The organism is Sphaerisporangium sp. NPDC005289 (assembly GCF_040607455.1).
Taxonomy (GTDB): Bacteria; Actinomycetota; Actinomycetes; order Streptosporangiales; family Streptosporangiaceae; genus Sphaerisporangium; species Sphaerisporangium rhizosphaerae.
On sequence record NZ_JBEXGS010000004.1, the window covers coordinates 491615 to 512179 of the forward strand.

At 71.2% G+C, this 20565-nt stretch carries 23 protein-coding genes; 19 read left to right on the forward strand and 4 right to left on the reverse strand.

Annotated elements, in window-relative coordinates; genetic code table 11:
- Position 1 precedes the first annotated feature (1 nt).
- The 10 genes from ABZT47_RS10560 (at position 2) to ABZT47_RS10605 (ending at position 10957) form a co-directional block, all read left to right on the forward strand.
- On the forward strand, positions 2 to 568 hold the full coding sequence (locus ABZT47_RS10560) for a DJ-1/PfpI family protein (protein ID WP_354838547.1): 567 nt from the start codon (positions 2 to 4) through the stop codon (positions 566 to 568).
- Entirely contained in the window at positions 565 to 2373 is a 1809-nt protein-coding gene (locus ABZT47_RS10565; protein ID WP_354838550.1) for an AGE family epimerase/isomerase, read from the forward strand. Before ABZT47_RS10560 ends, ABZT47_RS10565 begins: the two co-directional genes overlap by 4 nt.
- On the forward strand, positions 2370 to 2732 hold the full coding sequence (locus ABZT47_RS10570; RefSeq protein WP_354838553.1) for an STAS domain-containing protein: 363 nt from the start codon (positions 2370 to 2372) through the stop codon (positions 2730 to 2732). The genes ABZT47_RS10565 and ABZT47_RS10570 overlap by 4 nt, the downstream gene beginning before the upstream one ends.
- The gene (gene glgX, locus ABZT47_RS10575; RefSeq protein ID WP_354838556.1) at positions 2729 to 4855 is read left to right on the forward strand and encodes a glycogen debranching protein GlgX; all 2127 of its coding nucleotides are present in this window, start codon (positions 2729 to 2731) and stop codon (positions 4853 to 4855) included. The genes ABZT47_RS10570 and glgX overlap by 4 nt, the downstream gene beginning before the upstream one ends.
- 10 nt (positions 4856 to 4865) lie before the next feature.
- Positions 4866 to 5177 (forward strand): STAS domain-containing protein, encoded by a 312-nt coding sequence (locus tag ABZT47_RS10580; RefSeq protein ID WP_354838559.1) that lies wholly within the window; start codon positions 4866 to 4868, stop codon positions 5175 to 5177.
- 7 nt (positions 5178 to 5184) lie between these two features.
- Positions 5185 to 5622, forward strand: a complete 438-nt coding sequence (locus ABZT47_RS10585; protein WP_354838563.1) for an ATP-binding protein — start codon at positions 5185 to 5187, stop codon at positions 5620 to 5622.
- Complete coding sequence (locus tag ABZT47_RS10590) at positions 5597 to 6796, forward strand: PP2C family protein-serine/threonine phosphatase (protein WP_354838566.1); 1200 nt, start codon at positions 5597 to 5599, stop codon at positions 6794 to 6796. The genes ABZT47_RS10585 and ABZT47_RS10590 overlap by 26 nt, the downstream gene beginning before the upstream one ends.
- Positions 6796 to 7554: a MinD/ParA family protein gene (locus ABZT47_RS10595; RefSeq protein ID WP_354838569.1), complete on the forward strand. Its 759-nt coding sequence runs from the start codon at positions 6796 to 6798 to the stop codon at positions 7552 to 7554. The genes ABZT47_RS10590 and ABZT47_RS10595 overlap by 1 nt, the downstream gene beginning before the upstream one ends.
- A gap of 197 nt (positions 7555 to 7751) precedes the next feature.
- A complete protein-coding gene (gene glgB, locus ABZT47_RS10600) occupies positions 7752 to 9620 on the forward strand; it encodes a 1,4-alpha-glucan branching enzyme (protein WP_354838572.1) in 1869 nt (622 codons plus the stop codon).
- A gap of 101 nt (positions 9621 to 9721) precedes the next feature.
- Positions 9722 to 10957: a transposase gene (locus ABZT47_RS10605; protein WP_354838575.1), complete on the forward strand. Its 1236-nt coding sequence runs from the start codon at positions 9722 to 9724 to the stop codon at positions 10955 to 10957.
- Positions 10958 to 10973: 16 nt separating this feature from the next.
- Here ABZT47_RS10605 and ABZT47_RS10610 read toward each other — a convergent pair whose 3' ends face one another.
- Positions 10974 to 11564 (reverse strand): TetR family transcriptional regulator C-terminal domain-containing protein, encoded by a 591-nt coding sequence (locus ABZT47_RS10610; RefSeq protein WP_354838578.1) that lies wholly within the window; start codon positions 11562 to 11564, stop codon positions 10974 to 10976.
- A 137-nt stretch (positions 11565 to 11701) separates the two neighbouring features.
- On the opposite strand from ABZT47_RS10610, the gene ABZT47_RS10615 reads away from it, so the two are divergent.
- From ABZT47_RS10615 to ABZT47_RS10625, 3 genes are all read left to right on the forward strand, one after another.
- On the forward strand, positions 11702 to 12727 hold the full coding sequence (locus ABZT47_RS10615; RefSeq protein ID WP_354838581.1) for an alcohol dehydrogenase catalytic domain-containing protein: 1026 nt from the start codon (positions 11702 to 11704) through the stop codon (positions 12725 to 12727).
- A gap of 140 nt (positions 12728 to 12867) precedes the next feature.
- On the forward strand, positions 12868 to 13380 hold the full coding sequence (locus ABZT47_RS10620; RefSeq protein WP_354838585.1) for a DinB family protein: 513 nt from the start codon (positions 12868 to 12870) through the stop codon (positions 13378 to 13380).
- Between the two features lie 71 nt (positions 13381 to 13451).
- Positions 13452 to 14270: a MerR family transcriptional regulator gene (locus tag ABZT47_RS10625; RefSeq protein WP_354838588.1), complete on the forward strand. Its 819-nt coding sequence runs from the start codon at positions 13452 to 13454 to the stop codon at positions 14268 to 14270.
- A 103-nt stretch (positions 14271 to 14373) separates the two neighbouring features.
- Here ABZT47_RS10625 and ABZT47_RS10630 read toward each other — a convergent pair whose 3' ends face one another.
- Positions 14374 to 14643: a type B 50S ribosomal protein L31 gene (locus ABZT47_RS10630; RefSeq protein WP_354838590.1), complete on the reverse strand. Its 270-nt coding sequence runs from the start codon at positions 14641 to 14643 to the stop codon at positions 14374 to 14376.
- A 203-nt stretch (positions 14644 to 14846) separates the two neighbouring features.
- Here ABZT47_RS10630 and ABZT47_RS10635 point away from each other — a divergent pair, with 203 nt between their 5' ends.
- From ABZT47_RS10635 to ABZT47_RS10650, 4 genes are all read left to right on the forward strand, one after another.
- Positions 14847 to 15029 carry a hypothetical protein gene (locus ABZT47_RS10635; protein ID WP_354838593.1) on the forward strand — a complete coding sequence of 61 codons (183 nt, stop codon included), beginning with the start codon at positions 14847 to 14849 and terminating at the stop codon, positions 15027 to 15029.
- Between the two features lie 76 nt (positions 15030 to 15105).
- Entirely contained in the window at positions 15106 to 15504 is a 399-nt protein-coding gene (locus ABZT47_RS10640) for a metalloregulator ArsR/SmtB family transcription factor (protein ID WP_354838756.1), read from the forward strand.
- Positions 15501 to 15959, forward strand: a complete 459-nt coding sequence (locus ABZT47_RS10645; protein WP_354838596.1) for an SRPBCC domain-containing protein — start codon at positions 15501 to 15503, stop codon at positions 15957 to 15959. Before ABZT47_RS10640 ends, ABZT47_RS10645 begins: the two co-directional genes overlap by 4 nt.
- On the forward strand, positions 15950 to 16732 hold the full coding sequence (locus ABZT47_RS10650; protein WP_354838599.1) for an alpha/beta hydrolase: 783 nt from the start codon (positions 15950 to 15952) through the stop codon (positions 16730 to 16732). The genes ABZT47_RS10645 and ABZT47_RS10650 overlap by 10 nt, the downstream gene beginning before the upstream one ends.
- 45 nt (positions 16733 to 16777) lie before the next feature.
- On the opposite strand, the gene ABZT47_RS10655 is transcribed toward ABZT47_RS10650, so the two are convergent.
- A complete protein-coding gene (locus ABZT47_RS10655) occupies positions 16778 to 17455 on the reverse strand; it encodes an NAD(P)-binding domain-containing protein (protein WP_354838602.1) in 678 nt (225 codons plus the stop codon).
- Between the two features lie 197 nt (positions 17456 to 17652).
- On the opposite strand from ABZT47_RS10655, the gene ABZT47_RS10660 reads away from it, so the two are divergent.
- On the forward strand, positions 17653 to 17937 hold the full coding sequence (locus ABZT47_RS10660) for a hypothetical protein (protein WP_354838605.1): 285 nt from the start codon (positions 17653 to 17655) through the stop codon (positions 17935 to 17937).
- 183 nt (positions 17938 to 18120) lie between these two features.
- Here the strand turns inward: ABZT47_RS10660 and ABZT47_RS10665 are convergent, their stop codons facing one another.
- Complete coding sequence (locus ABZT47_RS10665; protein ID WP_354838608.1) at positions 18121 to 19347, reverse strand: family 16 glycosylhydrolase; 1227 nt, start codon at positions 19345 to 19347, stop codon at positions 18121 to 18123.
- 502 nt (positions 19348 to 19849) lie between these two features.
- Here ABZT47_RS10665 and ABZT47_RS10670 point away from each other — a divergent pair.
- A complete protein-coding gene (locus ABZT47_RS10670) occupies positions 19850 to 20446 on the forward strand; it encodes a dihydrofolate reductase family protein (protein WP_354838611.1) in 597 nt (198 codons plus the stop codon).
- The last annotated feature ends 119 nt before the right edge of the window (positions 20447 to 20565 follow it).

Sequence of the window (20565 nt, forward strand, 5' to 3'; positions counted from 1 at the left end):
CGTGGCCGACACCCGCGTCGCCGTCCTGATGGAAAGCGACTACTACGAACCCGAGATCTTCTACTACCAGCGCAGGTTCGCCGAGGAGGGCATCCCGGTCGACTTCATCACCCGCCTGTGGGGCCAGGAGTCGATGACCTTCACCGGGCACGAGTACCGCGCGCCCTTCACGGTCTCCAAGAGCCTGGAGGAGGTCGACCCCTCGGACTACGCGGCGCTGGTCGTGCCCTCGGGCATGGTGTCCGACCGGCTGCGCTACACCGACGACGTGGACCGGCTCGCGCCGGCCACCGAGCTGCTGCGCCGCGCCTTCGAGGACTCCCGCGTCATCAAGGGGATCATCTGCCACGGCATGTGGCTGGCCGCCTCCATCCCCTACGTCGTGCGCGGACGCAAGATCGTCTGCCACAACAACCTGGTCGGCGACGTGCGCAACATGGGCGCGGAGTACGTCGACAAGGACGTGGTGATCGACGGCGACCTCGTCACCGGACGCTCGGGACAGCAGTGCCACCTGTTCGCGAGGACCCTCGTCGACCTGCTCACCCAGAAGGACGAAATCCTATGAACTTCACCTTCTCCGACACGATCGCCGGCCAGGTCAGCGCCTACGACGCGGCCTCCCGCACCGCCACGGTGGTCACCGCCGACGGCCGCGACTTCGCGGTCTCGATGGACGGCGGCCCGAGCGCCGAGCTGCTGCACAACCTCGGCGAGCCCTACACCGACGCCTCCGGCCAGCTCGACGCGATGCTCGTGCCCGGGCGCTACCTGTTCGCCTACGGCGTGTTCTACCCGCACGCCGAGGGTGAGATCTTCGACGCCAAGCGCGTCATCTTCCTCGGCCGCCGCCCCGGCGAGTTCCGCTTCGAGGAGCAGAACTGGTGGGTCCACCAGATCCAGGAGATCGCCGCCTTCTACCGCAAGGCGCAGTTCGGCGACGGGCCGGTGGACTTCTCCGACTACCGCACGATGATCAGGCTCGGCGGCGAGAAGACCGACAGCCACGTGCAGGAGACCGACACGATCTCGCGCCTGGTCTACGGCATGGCCTCGGCCTACATGCTCACCGGCGACGACGCCTACCTGGAGGTCGCCGAGCGCGGCACCGAGTACCTGCGGGCGAACCTGCGCTTCGTCGACGCCGACGAGGACATCGTCTACTGGTACCACGGGCTGAAGATCGAGGGCGACGTGCAGCGCAAGCTGTTCACCTCGGAGTTCTCCGACGACTACGACGCCATCCCGATGTACGAGCAGATCTACGCGCTCGCCGGCCCCGTCCAGACCTACCGGATCACCGGCGACCCGCGCATCAAGAGCGACGCCGAGGCGACGCTGCGGCTGTTCGACCGGTTCTACCTGGACCGGGAGAAGGGCGGCTACTTCTCCCACATCGACCCCATCCTGCTGAGCCCCGACCACGAGTCGCTCGGCGAGAACCGCGCCAGGAAGAACTGGAACTCGGTCGGCGACCACGCCCCCGCCTACCTCATCAACCTGTACCTGGCCACCGGCGACCCCAAGTACGCCGCGTTCCTGGAGTACACCTTCGACACCATCGTCGAGCACTTCCCCGACGACAAGAACAGCCCGTTCGTCCAGGAGCGCTTCCACCGCGACTGGTCGCACGACACCGCGCACGGCTGGCAGCTCAACCGCGCCGTCGTCGGCCACAACCTGAAGATCGCCTGGAACCTCATGCGAATGAACTCGCTGAAGCCCAAGGCGGAGTACGCCGAGCTCGCCACGCACATCGGCGACATCATGCCGCCCATCGGCGCCGACCGGCAGCGCGGTGGCTGGTACGACGTCGTGGAGCGCCTGCGCCGCGAGGGCGAGGACCGCTTCCGGTTCGTCTGGCACGACCGCAAGGCGTGGTGGCAGCAGGAGCAGGCCGTGCTGGCCTACCTCATCCTGTTCGGCGTCACCGGCCAGGACCGCTTCCGCGACGAGGCCCGCGGCGCCGAGTCGTTCTACAACGCCTTCTTCCTCGACCACGACGAGGGCGCGGTCTACTTCAACGTGCTCGCCAGCGGCCTGCCGTACCTGCTCGGCACCGAGCGGCTCAAGGGCAGCCACTCGATGAGCATGTACCACTCCTCCGAGCTGTGCTACCTGGCCGCCGTCTACAACAACCTGCTCATCAGCGGCAAGCCGATGGACCTGTACTTCAAGCCCGACCCCGACGGCTTCGACGACCGCATCCTGCGCGTCTCGCCCGACCTGCTGCCGCCCGGCTCCATCAGGATCGGCGCGGTCGAGATCGACGGCGAGCCCTACGACGACTACGACGCCGGCGCGCTCACCGTGAACCTCCCCGAGGCCACCGGGCGCGTCAAGGTGAAGGTCACCGTGGAGGCCGTCCGATGACGGCCGGCGTCACCCTCAGCACGGCGGGCGGCCTCACCGTCGCCCGCGTCGAGGGCGAGATCACCAGCGCCACGGCCCCGGCCGTCCAGGAGCGCCTGCTGCCCCTGGTTGCCCCCTCCGGCACGCTGCTCGTCGACTTCTCCGCCGTGACCTACGTCTCCAGCGCCGGACTGCGCATGCTGCTGATCCTGTACCGGCGGGCCCAGCAGGCCGAGGCGCGCGTCGTCATCGGCGGGCTGTCGCCGGAGGTGCGGTTCGTCATGTCGGCCACCGGGTTCCTCGGCTTCTTCGAGGTCGCCGACGACGTCGAGGGCGAGATGGGCCGCCTCGCGGCCGAGATGGGACGCGTGGGACCGTGACCGCCGAGCGCATCGACCTCCCGCGGATCGACGACTTCCCGACCCGGCGGATCGGCGCGTACCGCGTGCGGCAGGGCCGGCCCTTCCCGCACGGCGCCACCCTGGTGCCGGGCGGGGTGAACTTCTCGGTCTTCTCCGACGGCGCCACCGCCATGACGCTGGTGCTGTACCGGCGCGGCGACGCCGAGCCGCTGGAGGAGCTGCCGTTCCCGCCCGAGTACCGCATCGGGAGCGTGTTCACCATGACCGTCTTCGGCCTGGACCTGGAGAGCCTCGAATACGGCTACCGCGCGGAGGGCCCGTTCGACCCGGCGCGCGGCGACCGGTTCGACCCGGGCGCCATCCTGGCCGACCCGCACGCGCTGCTGCTGTCCGGGCGGGACGTGTGGGGCGTCCCGCCCGACTGGAGCAAGCCCTACCAGTACCGGTCCATGATCGCCCAGGAGGACTTCGACTGGGAGGACGACGTGCCGCTGCGCACGCCCAGCGAGGACCTGGTCATCTACGAGACCCACGTCCGCGGCTTCACCCGCCACCCCTCCTCGGGGGTGGCGGCCCCGGGCACCTACGCCGGGCTGCGGGAGAAGATCCCCTACCTGCGCGACCTCGGCGTCAACTGCGTCGAGCTGATGCCGATCTTCGAGTTCGACGAGTTCGACAACGGGCGCGTCAACCCCGCGACCGGCGAGCGGCTGCACAACTACTGGGGCTACAACACCATCGGCTTCTTCGCCCCCAAGGCCGGGTACGCCGCGACCGGCGCGTTCGGCATGCAGGCCGACGAGTTCAAGGCGCTGGTGAAGGACCTGCACAGGGCCGGCATCGAGGTGATGCTCGACGTGGTGTTCAACCACACCGCCGAGGGCAACGAGCAGGGCCCGACGATCTCGTTCAAGGGCTTGGACAACGCCACCTACTACATGCTCACCCCCGAGGGGTACTACTACAACTTCAGCGGCACAGGGAACACCGTCAACTGCAACCACCCCGTGGTGCGCGACTTCGTGCTCACCTGCCTTCGCCACTGGGTGTCGGAGTACCACGTCGACGGGTTCCGCTTCGACCTGGCCGCGATCCTGGACCGCGGCCCGGACGGCGCCCCGCTGCCCAACCCGCCGCTGCTGGAGCAGCTCGCCTACGACCCGATCCTGCGCCACACCAAGCTCATCGCCGAGGCGTGGGACGCCGGAGGGCTCTACCAGGTCGGGCACTTCCCCAACTACGGCCGCTGGTCGGAGTGGAACGGCAAGTACCGCGACGTCCTGCGCAGGTTCCTCAAGGGCGACGAGGGCACCACCGGAGAGCTGGCGGCGCGCGTCGCCGGCTCGCCCGACCTGTACGGCGGGCGCGGACCGGCCGCCTCGGTCAACTTCGTCACCGCGCACGACGGCTTCACCCTCAACGACCTGGTCTCCTACAACGACAAGCACAACGAGGCCAACGGCGAGGGCAACGCCGACGGCGCCAACGACAACAACAGCTGGAACCACGGCGCCGAGGGCCCGACGGAGGACCCGGAAATCAACGCGCTGCGCACCCGCCAGATGAAGAACGCGCTGGCGATATTGCTGGTCAGCCAGGGCATCCCCATGCTGCTGGCCGGCGACGAGGTGGGCCGCACCCAGCTCGGCAACAACAACACCTACTGCCAGGACAACGAGCTTTCGTGGTTCGACTGGACGCTGGCCGACGCCAACGCCGAGCTGCTCAGGTTCGCCCGGCGGATGATCGCCTTCCGGCACGCCCACCCCGTCCTGCGCGAGGGCAGGCACCCGCTCGGCGTCGACACCACCGGGGTCGGCCTGCCGGACGTGAGCTGGCATGGGGTGGACGCCTGGCGGCCCGACTGGTCGCCCGGCAGCAGGCTGCTGGCCGTGATGCGCGCCGGGCGCGACGCGGACGGGGCGATGGACCAGCTCTACGTGGTGATGAACTCCCACTGGGAGGGCCACGACGTCGAGCTGCCCGACCCCGCGGGCGGCGTCTGGCGCCTGTTCGCCGACACCGGCGCCTCCGCGCCGAACGACGTCCACGACCCCGGCGCCGAGCCGGCGACCGCCTACCCCGGGCGCCTGTACGTCGCACCCCGCTCAGTGGTGATCCTGACCCGCTCCGACGACTAGGAGAACTGACGTGGCATTCATCGCAACCCTCAGCACCGGCGCGGGCACCGCGACCATCCGCCTGGCCGGCGAGCTCGACGCCGCCACCGCGCCGGAGTTCCACGACGCCATCGACGACGCCGTGGCCACCGGGGCCGCCCGGCTGGTGATCGACGCCTCCGAGCTGACCTACATCGCCAGCGCCGGCCTGCGCGCCCTGGTGTTCGCCCGGCAGAAGGTCGCCGAGGACGTCACGATCTCCCTGGTCGGCGTCACCGAGCCCGTCCTGAAGGTCATCAAGATGGCCGGGCTCGACCACGGCTTCGACATCACCGGCTCGTGAGCCCGTCGTGCCGCGCATCCCGGCGTCCCTGTCGTCCCTCGACCAGGTGGCGGCCTACGTGCTCTCTCTAGCCGAGCGCGCGGGCCTGCCTCCCGGCCTCTCCGACCGGCTGCGCCTGGCGGCCGACGAGCTGGCGACCAACATCGTGGTCCACGGCTACGGGGAGACCGGAGGCGAGTTCGCCGTCGAGGGCGGGATGGACGGAGAGTCGGTCTGGCTCAGGTTCGAGGACGACGCCCGGCCGTTCGACCCCAGGTCCGGATACCGGCGGCCGGACTACGGGCTGCCGTTCGCGCAACGCCGCATCGGCGGTCTCGGGGTGTACCTCGCCCTGACCGCCGTTGACGGCTTCACCTACCGGCGAGTCGCGGGGCGCAACATCAGCACGCTGCGGATCCTCAGGGATGGAGCACATCAAAATGACCAGCGTTCTCGTGCTGGATGACGATTCGCCGCCCCCCGCCCTGCGGCGGGCCCTCGCCGAGGCGGGGGTCCGCGTGCGGGTGCACACACCGGCCGACGTGCTCGCGGCCGAACGCATGCCCGAAGTGGACGTCCTGCTGGCCTCCGCCGCCGTGCCGCCCAACATCGTGCGGGCCGTCGCCCGGCGGATGGACGAGGAGGGATGGCGGCCCACGCTGCTCGCCTACACCGAGCACGACTTCGGCGCGCTGGAAGGGCACGTCCATGGCGGGGCCGACTACCTGATGCCGCCGTTCCTGACCTCGCTCGTCCGCGCGCGGCTCGGCACCTGTCACGAGCAGGCCGAGCTGAGCCGCGCGCTGCTGCTGGCGGGAGGCGAGGCCGATCTGCACCGGTACGAGCGCGAGCTGGAGATCGGCAGGGAGATCCAGCTCGGCTTCCTGCCCGACTCGCTGCCCACGCCCGCCGGGTGGGACATCGACGTGCGCTACCGCCCGGCGAGGACCGTCGCCGGTGACTTCTACGACGTGTTCGAGCTGGTCAACCGCCGCAGGCTCGGGCTGGTCGTCGCCGATGTGTGCGACAAGGGGGTGGGGGCCGCGCTGTTCATGGCGCTCATCCGCAGCCTGCTGCGCCACACCGCCGAGCACGGCGGCGTCCATGGCCTCAAGAGCGTCGACCTGCCGGGCGACGCGCGATCCATGCCCGTGGCCGGCGCCGCCACCCTGCTCAACGCCGTCGAGGCGACCAACGAGTACCTCACCCGCAACCACGTCCACCAGGGCTACTTCGCGACCATGTTCTTCGCGGTGCTCGACCCGGTCACCGGAGGGCTGGTCTACATCAACGGGGGCCACAACCCGCCCGTGCTGATCCGCGGCGACGGCGGGGCCCCGCTCGTGCTGGATCCGACCGGGCCGGCCGTGGGCGTGCTGCGCGACTCGACCTTCACGCTCGGCCACGCCCACCTGGACCCCGGCGACCTGCTGTTCATCTACACCGACGGGGTGACCGAGGCGCGCGACCCCCACCGGGCGTTCTTCGGGGAGGACAGGATGCTGGACGTGCTGCGCGAGGGCGCCGGCTCCGGAGACGACCTGCTGCGGCGCGTCGACGGCGCGCTCACCGGGTTCGTCGGCACGGCCGAGCAGTCCGACGACATCACCATGCTGGCCCTGCACAGGACCGGCCTCTGATGGCCCGCGTCGTCACCATGCACTCCTACCGGGGAGGCACCGGCAAGTCGAGCACGGCGGCCAACATGGCGCTGCTGTTCGCCGCGGGCGGCCTGCGGGTGGGCGTCCTGGACACCGACATCCAGTCACCGGCCGTGGACGCCATCTTCGGCCTCGAACCCGACCCCTCGATGTGCACCTTCGCCGACTACCTGGTCGGCCGCTGCGAGATCGAGGACGCCGCCCGGCCCGTGGACGGCATGGACCTGTTCGTGGTCCCGAGCCGGGCCGGGCTCACCGCCATCAACGAGATCATGACCAGCGGCTACGACCTCGGGCTGCTGAACGAGGCCGTCCTGCGGCTCACCGCCTCGCTGGCGTTGGACGTGCTGATCATGGACACGCACACGGGCATCAACACCGAGACCGTCACCGCCGTGGCCGGCTCGGACGCGATGGTCATCGTCACCCGCGCCCACCGGCTGGACCTGGCGGGCGCGGCCGAGAGCGTCGCCCTGGCCGACCGGCTCGGCTGCCGGCAGCGCATCGTCGTGGTCAACATGGTTCCCGAGGGGATCGAGGACGGCGACCTGGTGCCGCGGGTCGAGCAGGCCTACGGCCTGCCGGTCGCCGCGGTGCTGCCGTACGTCCCTGCGATGGCCGGACCGGACGGCGCCCACGTCTTCGTCACCGCCGACCCCTGGCACGCCTCCGCCGCCGGATATCACGACATCAACGCCTTGGTGATGTCCGACACCGTCTGCCGGCTGCCCTCCTGACGGGCACGGCGCGACGGCGCCCCTCGCGCGGCGCGGCCGGCGCGGGGGGCGGCCGGTCAGGGGTGTGCCCGGCCTTCGCTTGACAAGCGGACTTGACACAGTAGCCGCGCATACATGTCGGTTCTCGGCGTCGGCGGGTACCGTTACGTGCAGTGAACGCGCAATCGCTCCCTTGGCTGAAGGCGGGAGGCGACACCGTGAGCTTCATTGTCAGGCGTGACGGTTCCCCGCTCGGCGGCATTCACGTTCCATCCCGGCTGCTGGGCGAGTTCGACCTGCGACGCATCCGCCAGGGCCGTCACCAGCGCCTCTGGCAGGTGTTCGGCGCGCACACCACCGGTTCGGGCACGACCTTCTCGGTGTGGGCGCCGAGCGCCCACGAGGTCCGGGTGGCCGGCGACCTCGACGGCAGGGAGGGCGGGTCCTCGCACCGCATGCTCCCGATCGGCTCCTCGGGCATCTGGGAGCTCTACCTGCCCGGCGTCGGCGACGGCTACCGGTACATGTACGACGTCCTGGGCGCCGACGGGCAGTGGCGGCGCAAGGCCGACCCGTTCGCCTCGGCCGCCGACCGCCCTCCGGGCATCGCGTCGGTCGTGTTCACCTCCGGGCACCGCTGGCGCGACGCCGCCTGGCTGGAGCGCCGGGCTCGGGCGGTGGCGCAGGAGGAGCCGATGAGCGTCTACGAGGTGCATCTCGGCTCCTGGCGGCCCGGCCTGACCTACCGCGAGCTGGCCGAGGCGCTGCCGCCGTACGTCGCGGGGCTCGGTTTCACGCACGTGGAGCTCATGCCGGTGGCCGAGCACACCTCCGACGAGCGGCTGCCCACCGCCCTGTACGCGCCGACCGCGAGATACGGCGACCCCGACGACTTCCGGCGCCTGGTGGACCGGCTCCACCAGGCGGGCGTCGGCGTCATCCTCGACTGGACGCCGCTGTGCTTCGCCGCCGACGAGGAGGGGCTCGCCCGCTTCGACGGCACGCCCCTGTATGAGGCGGTGGACGCCGGCGACGGCAAGCCGAGCGTCTTCGGCGGCGCCCGCGAGGCTCCCGCCGCGCACGCCTTCGACCACCGGAGCCCGTGGGTGCGCAACTTCCTGACGGCCAACGCGCTGCACTGGTGCTCGCAGTTCCACATCGACGGCCTACGCACCTCCGGGTACCCGGGCGACCGCGACCCCGAGGCCGTCGCGCCGTTCTTCCGCGAGGTCAACTCCACGCTGCACTGGCTCAGCCCGGGGACGGTGGCGGTCGCCGAGGCGGCGGGCGCGGCCGAGGAGACCGCGCCGCTCACCGGGGTCGCCGGGCCGGGCTTCGACCTGCGGTGGAACACCGGCTGGACGCAGGACTGCCTCGGCTACCTGGCGAGAGACCCCGGTGACCGCAGGTACCACCACGGGGAGATCACCTTTCCCATGGTGTACGCCTACTCCGAGCGCCACATCCTGCCGGTCTCGCACGCGGCGGGGTCGCTGTCGTCCGCGCTGCCCGGCGACGCGCGGCGGCGGCGGGCGGGCCTGCGGGGCTTCCTGGCCTTCATGTGGGCCCATCCGGGCAAGAAGCTGCTGTTCATGGGCCAGGAGTTCGCGCACGAGGGGGAGTGGGACGAGCCTCTCGGCCTGGGCTGGGAGGAGGCCGACGAGGGCGTGCGCACCCTGGTGCGCGACCTGAACGCCGCCTACCGCCGGCTGCCGGCGCTGTGGCGGCTGGACGCCTCTCCCGACGGGTTCGGCTGGATCGTCCCGGACGCGGCGAGCGACAACGTGCTGGCCTTCCTGCGCTATGACGACGACGGCACGCCGCTGGCGTGCGTGTGCAACTTCTCCGCGGTCGCCCGCGAGGACTACCGGGTCGGGCTGCCGTTCACGGGCCGGTGGGCCGAGGTGATCAACACCGACGCCGCGCCGTACGGGGGGAGCGGGCTGGGCAACCTCGGGGCCGTGGAGGCGACGGCCTCCCCGTGGCACCGCTGCGAGGCGAGCGCCTCCATGGTCCTCCCGCCGCTGTCCACCGTGTGGCTGCGTCCGGACCCTCGTCCGGTTTCTGACAAAGTCAGCGCCCCCTAGCGCAAAAAAACCGCACGGCCGGTATTGTTTTCTTCGGCACCTCTTACGGGTGTTCGCCTTTGAACTCTGTGGGCGCGGGCCGCGGACATAGGGGGTCGCCCGTGAGCGTCAGTTCCTTCACCTCTGAACAGGAGAACGCGGCGTCGGAGTTCTTCGCACGGTTCTGCGGCATCGTGTTCTCCTCCCTCAAGCGTCGCGACCAGCGCAGATGGGCACGGCTGTACATCCGGGGGCTGCTGTCCATCGAGGGACGCAAGACCATGCGCGGCATCGCCTCCCTGGAGGCCGAGCCCGCCGTCGAGCAGAGCCTGCAGCAGTTCATCAGCCAGTCCCCGTGGGGCTGGATCTCCGTGCGGCGCGCCCTGGCCGGCTACCTCGAACAGGCCATCCGCCCGATCGCGCTGGTCGCCGAGCCGCTGGTGATCCCCAAGTCGGGGGACCACTCGGTCGGCGTCGAGCGCCGGTTCGTCCAGAAGCTCGGCCGCCTGGCGAACTGCCAGCAGGTCGTCGGGGTGTGGCTGGCCTCCGACCAGGCGGCCTTCCCCATCGACTGGCGTCTCATCCTGCCCGAGAGCTGGACCGACGACCCGGGCCGCCGGCGACGGGCGGGCATCCCCGACGAGGAGGTCAGCCTCACCGTCGAGGAGTGCGCCGCCGAGGTGGTCACGAGCATCGTCCACGGGTGGGGCCTCAAGCCGCGCCCGGTCGTGATGGACGCCAGGGAGATCGACCTCGGACGGCTGATCTACGAGCTGTCCGCGCGGCACGTCCCGTTCGTGCTGCGGGTGAACGACTCGGTGCCGGTCAGCCCCTCGGACCCGCGCATCCCGATGGGCATGGGCCGCCGCATCGAGGCCGGCCGGCTGGTCGACGCGCTGCGCGACGTCAACCGCATCGTGGAGTCCCGCAGGCCCCCGTCCACGGGCGCCACCCCGGCGCCGCAGTCGGTGGTCGTGGCCGCGCGGGTGCACACCCCGTTCCACTCGGCGACGGCCCAGGACGAGCCGCCGGCCCTCACCCTGCTCGGCGCCTGCCTCGGCCCCGAGCGGCGCTCGGTCGCGGTGTGGTTGTCCAACATCACCACGCTGCCGCCCACGACGCTGCTGCGCCTGGCCGAGACGGCCGAGCGGGTGGCCTGGGACCGGGCGGGGGTGACCCACCGCCTCGGCCTGCGCGACTTCGAGGGCAGGTCGTTCCGCGGCTGGCACCACCACGTGACGCTGGTGTCGGCCGCGCACGCCTTCTGGATGCTCCTGTCGGGCTCCCGCGACCACCGCCTGTTCCCCCCCGGCCCAACCCCCGCCGTCCCCACCGCCCAAACCCCCCGCACCGCCTGACCCCAGGCGGCGCGCACTAGTAGCTGGGCGGTGTGAGCAGGGTGTCGAAGACGACGGTGAAGAACGAGGCGAAGGCGTCGGGCGAGCGGGTGGCGCGGGCGTCGATGAGGGTGCCTTCCCAGGCGTTGACGATGAGCCGGGCCGTCGCCGCGGGGTCGAGGCCGGTGCGGAGCGCGCCGGCGTGCGCGGCCTCGGCGAGGACGCCCGCGACCAGGTCCGTCCAGACGCGCAGGCTCTCGCCGACGCTCGCGCGGATGGTCTCGCTGTGGTCGGTGATCTCGGTGCCGAAGTTGCCGAACATGCAGCCGCGCTTGTAGCCCCAGCCGACGACGTCGTCGCGCAGGAACTCGAAGTGCTTCCTGAGCCGGGTCAGCGGCTCGACGGAGGTGTCGGCGAGGTCGCGCATGCGCCGGCTCTCGCCGTAGCGCTCCAGGGCGATGACGGCCAGCGCCTCCTTGCTGGCGAAGTGGTTGTAGAAGGATCCCTTGGGCACGCCGGCGCCATCGGTGATGTCCTTCACTCCCGCCGCGTTGTACCCGCGGGCGTGGAACCGGTCGAGCGCGGCCTCGACGATCTCTTCGCGCATGCTCTGCCGTGCCACGGCCATCCCCGCCTTCGTCCACCAATATGGTCGGTCGTCTTATAGTAGTCGGACGGGACCGGTCGTTCGCCTCGGATGCGAGCGACCGATCTAAGACGACCGGTCATATTGTGATCGGCACCCTCGTCGGAAGGAATCACGACATGTCCACCTACCGTGCGGTCCAAGTGTCCGGAGCAGGGACGGGCGACTGGGCCCTGGTCGAGCGCGAGCTGACCGATCCACTGCCGGGGCAGGTGCGCCTGCGGGTCGAGGCCTGCGGCATCTGCCACACCGACGCCCTCGCCGTCGGCGGCGTCATGCGGCCCGACCCCTCCGTCCCGATCGTGCCGGGCCACGAGGTCGTCGGCGTCATCGACGCCGTCGGCGCCGGGGTGACCAGGTGGCACGTCGGCGACCGGGTCGGCGTGGGCTTCCTGAACGGCCACTGTGGCGAGTGCGACTTCTGCCGCCGCGGCGACTTCGTCAACTGCGCCGACCAGCCCGTGACCGGGACCTCCGTGGACGGCGGGTACGCCGAGGTCGCCTACGCCAGGGCGAGCGGGCTCGTGCGCATCCCCGACGGGATGGCCCCCGCCGACGCCGCGCCGCTCCTGTGCGCCGGCCTCACCGTCTACCAGGGCCTGCGACAGGCCGGCGCCGGCCCCGGCGCGCTGGTGGCGGTCTTCGGCATCGGTGGCCTCGGGCACCTGGGCCTCCAGTACGCCGACAAGCTCGGTTACCGCACCGTCGCCATCGCCCGAGGCACCGACAGGGCCGAACTGGCGGCGCGGCTGGGCGCCCGGCACTACATCGACGCCACCGCCGAGGACCCCGCCGAGGCGCTGCGCGGGCTGGGCGGCGCGGCGGCCATCATCGCGACCGTGCCCGACGGCCGTGCGATGTCGCCGCTGGTCACCGGGCTGGCGCCGCACGGGCGGCTGGTCGTCCTCGGCGCCGGGATGGAGGCGATGTCCGTGCTGCCCGGCGACCTGCTCTTCGGCCAGCGGTCGATCGTCGGAAGCCTCGTCGGCACCCCGATCGAGAACGAGGACAACCTGGCCTTCGTCCGGGAGCACGGCATCGCTTCCATGAACGAGGTCATGCCGCTGTCGGAGGCGCCCAAGGCCTTCGAGCGCATGATGTCGGGAAAGGCGCGCTTCCGCGTCGTGCTGGACGCGCGGGCGTAGGCACGCCCTGGACGCGCGGGCGTAGGCACGCCGGCTCAGGCACGCCGGTGCGCGGCCTGCGCATCGCCGGCGGGGTCGCCCGCGAGCCCCTCCGAATATGCGATGCGGCCGTGGTGAGGCGTCGGGTAGCGTCGGCGGGCGTGACTCCTCCCCGCGTTCGCCCTCCGTTCGTCGCCGACGAGCGCACGCAGCTCGTCGGCTGGCTCGACCTGCAGCGTGCCATCGTCCACTACAAGTGCGAAGGGCTGTCCGAGGCCGACGCCCACCGCCCGGTCCTGCCGTCCTCGCCGCTGATGACGGTGGCGGGCCTGGTGTCCCACCTGCGGTGGACCGAGCACGGCTGGTTCGAGGTGCTGTTCCTCGGCGGTCCCGCCGAGGGGCCGCAGATGGCCGGCGAGCAGGAGGACGCCGACATGATGGTCGAGGGGGTGCCCCTCGCGCGGCTGCTGGACGACTACGCCCGCCAGTGCGCGCGGTCGAACGAGATCATCGCCGCGCACTCCCTGGACGAGCCCGGCCGGCACCCCGACTTCACCTCGGCCGCCGCGAGCCTGCGCTGGATGGTCATCCACATGGTCGAGGAGACCGCCCGGCACGCCGGCCATCTGGACACCATCCGGGAGATCCTCGACGGCGAGACCGGCTACTACTGACCTTCGTCCGCTCGTCCCGCCAGGCGTCCCGTTGACCCTGACACGGTGTGAGGCCATAGACCGGAGGGGTCATGTACACCATCGGAGACTTCGCCCGTCTCGGCCGGGTGTCGGTACGGATGCTTCGGCACTATGACGTGCTCGGACTGCTCCGGCCGGCGCGGGTCGACCAGGTCACCGGCTACCGCTACTACGAGGCGGGGCAGCTGTCGCGGCTCAACCGGCTGATCGCGCTCAAGGATCTCGGCCTCACCCTGCACGAGGTGGGGCGGATCCTGGCGGAGAAGGTCGGCACCGACGAACTGCACGGCATGCTGCGGCTGCGCCGCGCGCAGTTGGAGGCCCAGGTGGCCGACGACATGGCGCGGCTGGTCAGGGTCGAGGCGAGGCTCCGGATGATCGAAACGGAGGGCATCATGCCCGCAGACATCGTGATCAAGAGCGTGCCCGCGGTCCGCGTCGCCGAGCTGAGCGCCACGGCCGACGGCTTCGAGTCCGACAAGATCGGCTCGGTGGTCCAGCCGCTGTACCGCGACCTGTGCGACCGGGTGGAGGCGGCCGGGCTGGTCTTCACCGGTCCGGCGATCGCCTACTACGAGCCGGTGCCCGAGGGGGTGCGCGTGCACGCCGGAGTCCAGGTGAACCTCCAGCCGGGCGGGACCTACGACTTCGACGTCGTCGACCTGCCGGCGCTCGAGCGGGCGGCCACCCTGATCCACGAGGGCGGCATGGAGAGCGTCGACGTCTCCTACCAGCAGCTCGCCCGGTGGATCGTGGACAGCGGCCACAGCGGCTCCGGCGTCGCCCGTGAGGTGTACCTCAACTACGGCGAGGGCGACCCGGCCGGCTGGGTGACCGAGCTCCAGGAGGCCGTGACCCGCGCCGAGTAGCCACCGCCCCCTCGCGGCGTCCCCTTCGGACGCCGCGAGGAGATACGGCGGCGGGCGGTGGCCTCGGCATGGCGACCCGTGAGGCCGGGGCCGTCGCAGGTCCTCACGCGGCGGGCTGCCCGACCTTGGAGGACCTGCCGTAGCGCTGGTTGAAGCGCTCGACGCGGCCGGCGGTGTCCAGGATGCGGCCGCGGCCGGTGTAGAAGGGGTGGCTGGCGGAGGAGACGTCGACGTCGACCACCGGGTAGGTGGCGCCGTCCTCCCACGTGACGGTCTTGTCGCTCGCCGCGGTGGACCGGGTGAGGAACGAGTAGTTCGCGCTCGCGTCGCGGAACACGACGGGGCGGTAAACGGGGTGGATGCCCTTCTTCACGGGGTCATCGCTCCTCTCGGCGCAGGTCGTGCTCGCGCACGACCGGCTCGTACTTGGTCGGGGTGAGGGGTCTTCGCCCTCACGGATATGAAAACCATTGCCAATACCCCGATATTCCCGCCCCTCCGACCAGACCGATCACCCGCGCGCGGTTCGAGTCCGAGGCCGACGAGGGCTCGCTGTACGTCGGATCGCCCGACACGGTGGCGGCGAAGATCGCCGGCACCGTGCGCACGCTGGGCGTCGACCGCTTCGAGCTCAAGTACAGCTCCGGGACGCTCCCGCACGAGAAGCTGATGACCACGATTCGCCTCTACGGCGAGGAGGTCGTGCCCCGGGTGCGCGCGCTCCTGTCCGACACCCCCGCCGCCACGCCCGCCGGGTGAGGTCGGCTCCGCCGCGAACTTTGACAACCAGAAGGTTGTGAAACTTTCTGGTTGTGAGTAGGGTCGGGGCATGACAGTGGTCGAAGACGAGATGAGCCTGGTGTTCGCGGCCCTGGCCGATCCCACCAGGCGTGCCATCCTGGAGCGCCTGGCCCATGGTGAGGCGGCCGTGAACCAGCTGGCCGAGCCGTTCGCGATGTCGCAGCAGGCGATCTCCAAGCATCTGAAGGTGCTCGAACGCGCGCGCCTGATCTCGCGCACCCGCAGCGCGCAGTCGCGGCCGTGCGTCCTTCGGACCGAGCACCTGGACGCGGCGGCCGGCTGGATCGCGCGTCACCGGCAGATCTGGGCCGACCGCCACGACCGCCTCGGCGACCATCTCGCCGCCCTGCGGGACGCACGCCGCGATGGCGAGGAGACCGCGCGGGCCGTCCCGCCGGCCGCGCGGAGCGACGGCGAGGGGACGGCGCGGTGAGCGAGACCGGTGAGCTGACCTACCGGCGCGTGCACCACGCGACGCCGGAGCTGCTGTTCGACTGCATGACCACGCCCGAGCACCTCACCCACTTCTGGGGTCCGGCCGGGACGACGACCCCCATCGACGGCATCGTCGCCGACCCGCGCCCCGGTGGGATCTTCCAGACCACCATGGTCAACGACGCCGACGGCGGCACGTACACGATGCGCGCCGTCTACGTCGAAGTCCGCCGCCCCGACCTGCTGGAGTGGGTGGAACCCGGAGTCGAGGGCGGCATGCGCACCACCATCACCTTCGTCGACCTGCACGACGGGCGCACCGAGGTGATCACCCACCAGACCAACGTGCCGGCCGCCTACCTCGACGCCGCGGCGCGGGCCGGGTTCGCCACCAGCCTCGACCGGTTCGACGCCTACCTGTCCGGGCTCGGAAGGAGCACGGAATGCCGGTAGTCACCTCCGCCGACGGGACCGAGATCGTCTACGAGCGCGCCGGCGAGGGGCCGGCGCTGGTCCTGGTCGACGGCGCCATGTGCCACCGCGCCGCCGGGCCGATGCGGCCGCTCGCCGCGCTGCTGCGCGACCGCTTCACCGTCCACGCCTACGACCGCCGTGGCCGTGGCGAGAGCTCCGACACCCCGCCCTACGCCGTCGCCCGCGAGGTCGAGGACCTCCAGGCCGTCATCGCGCGGGCCGGCGGCCGGGCGTTCGTCTACGGCATCTCCTCCGGCGCGGCCCTCGCCCTGGCCGCCGCCGCGGCCGGCTCCGGCATCGCCAGGCTGGCGCTGTACGAGCCGCCGTTCATGGCCGAGGTCGAGACGGGCCCCCACTCCAAGGAGTACACCGAACGGCTGCGCGAACTGCTCGTCGCGGGCCGCCGGGGCGACGCCGTCGCGCTGTTCATGACGCGGGTCGGCGTGCCCGCCGCCGTCGTCGCGGGCATGCGGGAGCAGTCGTCCTGGGCCGCGTTCGAGGCGATCGCCCCGACGCTGGCCTACGACGACGCGGTGCTCACCGGCGGCGTCGTTCCCCGCGACCTGGCCCGGGCGATCGCCGTTCCGTCCCTGGTGCTCGCCGGGGACGCCGGCCCCGCGCCGCTGCGGCAGGCGGCGCGGGCCACGGCGGAGGCGCTGCCGAACGCGGAGTACCGCACCCTCCCCGGTCAGACCCACGATGTCGCGCCAGAGGCGCTCACGCCGGTGCTGACGGCGTTCTTCGGCGAGTGATCCCACGCGGTCGGCACTTGGCGGCACCGGGCGGCGCGGCGCTGTTCAGCGCCGGGCGGCGGCCACGGCCTCGCGCAGGGTGGCCGCGGTGACCCTCACGCCCGGACCGCTGAAGTCGTGGCTCTCCCCGGCGTAGGGCACGCCGTAGGCGGGGGTGCCGGGCTGCAGGCGCCAGCTCTCGGCCAGCGTCCCCGCGTCCAGGGTGTCGTACCCGATGCGGTCGAGGAACGCGGCGACCTCGTCCTTGGCCGCCTGGTCGTCGCCCGCGATCGCCAGGGCGCTGCGGTCGGCCGCGCCGGCGGGCCGGGCGAGCTCGCCCAGGTGCCGGAAGCTGATGTTGTTGAACGTCTTGACCACCCGTGACGCGGGCAGATGCCGCTGCAGCAGCTCGCTGGAGGTGGCCGACGCGTCGTCCAGCTCGGGGATGTTCCCGTCCCGCTGGGGATAGTAGTTGTCGGTGTCCATGACGGTCTTGCCGGCGAGCGGCTCGACCGGGACGTCCAGATAGGCCCGCAGCGGGACGCTGACGACCACCAGGTCGCCGGCCGCCGCCGCCTCGGCGGGGGTCGCCGCCCTGGCCTTCGGGCCCAGTTCGGCGACCAGGTCCTTCAACGTCTCCGGCCCCCGCGAGTTGCTCAGCACCACGTCGTAGCCGGCCGCCACCGAGAGCCGGGCGACCGTGCCGCCGATGTATCCGCTGCCGATGAATCCGATAGTCGTCATGTGCGACTGCAACCCCCGCTCCCCACCGGGCATTCCTCGTCGCCACGGCGCCGCTTCGCCGCCATGCCGTGACTCGGAGGAGTCCTGGGGCCGCTCGCGTCAGTGGCGTGAGCCGAGCTCATATCGGGTGCTGCGCGGAGTCCGGTGTATGGGACAGTTGGCCGCAATGATCCTCACGCGGATTCTGGAGCGTAGCCATGGCGGCGGAGTTCGAGCTCGGCGATCACATCCTGGTGCTGGACGGCCGCGTCCTGGAGATCTTCCGCAGGGACGCGTCCGAGAGCATGCGCTACCACGTGGCGTTCGTCGGCGTGGACGCCCAGCCGAAGGGCGAGGGGTTCAAGGTCCGGCTCGGCGCCCGGCGGCATGACGACACGATTCTCGGCGGACTGAGCCTGAAGATGGACCGGGAGCAGTTCCAGCGTTTCAGCGCCTTCATGGCCTTGGCCATCGCGGCCCGCGACCAGGTGGACGCCCCCTGAGCGATCCGGCGCGGCCGCGTCGCGGCACGCCGGGTGTCCCCGGACGCGACAGGGAGTGCTGACCGGACCGAGGCGGACGGCGCCCCTGACGTCGGGCGCATGAACAGCACGGGAAAGGCCGGCAGCGGGTGCTGCCGGCCTTTCCGGGCTCGTTCCGCGCTGATCGCGCGTCACCCGGGAGGGTCAGGCGCGGGTCCACTTCTGGTTGGAGGCGCCGGTGCAGTCCCACAGCTGGAGCAGTGCGCCGTTGGCGGTGTTGCGGTCGACGACGTCCACGCATCTGCCGGAGGCCGGGTTGACCAGGTCGCCGGCCGAGTTGAGCGTGAAGCGCTGGGCGGCGGTGCCGTTGCAGGTGTAGAGCTGAATGCGGGTGCCGTTGGCGGTCCCGGCCGCCGCCGCGTCCATGCACTTGCCCATCGCGCGCATCGTGCCGTCGCCGTTGGCCGACCACTGCTGGGCGGCGGTGCCGTTGCAGTCGTAGGTCTGCAGCGCGGCGGCGTCGACCGGGTTGGCGCCGGGGATGTCGATGCATCGGCCGCTCAGGGCGGACTTCAGCGCGGTGCCGGTCCCGGGGTTGTCGTTGGTCCACGCGGAGACGCGGACGTAGTCGACCAGCATCGTCTGCGGGAAGCTGCTGCTGCCGTCGGGGTTGCCCGGCCAGTAGCCGCCCACCGCCACGTTGAGGATCATGAAGAAGGGGTGGTCGTAGACCCACCGGTTGCCGTTGAGATTGGCCGGGGTGACGCGGAAGTACTCCGAGCCGTCCAGGTACCAGACGATCAGGTTGGGCGACCAGTCGACGCGGTAGTTGTGGAAGGCGTCGCCGAGCGGGGCGCCGATCGTGCGGCCGCCTCCGATGCCGCCGCTGCCGGAGTAGCCGGGGCCGTGCACGGTGCCGTGGACGGTGTTCGGCTCCTTGCCGATGTTCTCCATGATGTCGATCTCGCCGGTGTTCGGCCAGTCGCCGCCGCCGAGCATCCAGAACGCCGGCCAGATGCCCTGGCCCTTGGGAATCTTGATGCTGGCCTCGAAGCGGCCGTACGCCTGACTGAACTTGTCGGCGGTCAGGATGCGGCCCGAGGTGTACTGGCAGGTGCCGTAATGGCACTGCAGGTTGGACGGGTTCTCCTTGCGGGCGGTGATGGCGAGGTGGCCCTGCCCGTCCTGGTACACGTTGCGGGTGGAGTTGGTGTAGTACTCCAGCTCGTTGTTGCCCCAGCCGCCGCCGCCGGTGTCGAACTTCCACTTGGAGCCGTCGATGGACGACCCCGAGGCGCCGTTGAACTCGTCGGACCAGGTGACAGGGCCGATGGCGGCTTCTGCCCTCCCGCTGCCCGTGACGGTGACCAGGCCGCTGGTCAGGGTGACCAGCACGGCTGCGGCCATGAGGAGAAGCCGGGGTTTGCGCATGGAGACCTCCGGTCGTGTGGTCCTTGCCAGGCACGGACTTCCGGTCGCGCGGGGACACGGCGCGGGGGAGCGCGATGGGGCTCCCCGGTCTTGCCGGAAGTTCTTTTAGACCTTGAATCAAGAGGATGTAACACCGCTGTCACAACCCTTGTCAATAGGAAAGTTTATTTCTGGTTTATGATCGCGCCGCCGCCCGACCCGCCGCCGGACGGCTCCCCGCGCACTGCCTGAACCGCCGCGTACCGCCTCAGCCGTGCGCCACACCGACAAATTAGACTTCCTTGACAAGAATATTTGTCGCGCGTAGCGTGCGGGCCATGTGGGACAGCACCGTGAACGGGAGATCGGCCGCAGCCGAGGTCGGCCGCGATCCCGTCATGGTCCGGCCGGCGGCCGGGGGAGAAGAGCCCGGCGCGGCGGCCATGCCGCCCGCCGCGGCCGGCCCGTCCCGGCACGAGACCGACCACCACCTCGGCACCGTACCCATGAAGGAGCGAGTCCCATGCGCATCGTGATCATCGAGTTCATGAGCCTGGACGGCGTTGTACAGGCGCCGGGCGGCCCCGAGGAGGACACCGACGGCGGTTTCGCCCACGGTGGCTGGTCGCACCCGTTCTTCGACAACGACGTCGCGGGCGGCGCCTTCGACGAATCCCTGGGCAAGGCCGAGGCGCTGCTGTACGGGCGGCGGACGTGGCAGTCGATGGCCGCCGCCTGGCCCGAGCGGGCCGGTGACCCCTTCGCCGACCGGATGAACGCCATCCCCAAGTACGTTGTGTCGGAGACGCTGGGCGACGACAAGCTGACCTGGGACAACACCACGCGCATCCCCGGCGGCGAGGCCGTCGCCCGCATCCGCGAGCTGCGCGGCACCGACGGCGGCGACCTGCTGGTCATGGGGAGCCCCACGCTCGCGCGCACTCTCATGCACGAGGGCCTGGTCGACGAGCTCCGCCTGGTGATCATGCCGGTGCTCCTCGGCGGCGGCAAGACGATCTTCCCGGACGACGGTGGCAAGCGCACGCTGGAGCTGGTCACGACGACCACCAGCCGCACCGGCGTCCAGGTGTGCACCTACCGCGCGCTCGCCGAGGCCTAGCCCCGCGCCCGCCCCCCGGCCGACGACACGAAGGGCCCATCCCGCGGCCGGTGTGCCGCGGGCAGGCGGGGCGGAAAAGCAGTGGCATCGTGACACGGGCGGGGAGTTCACTTGGGGCC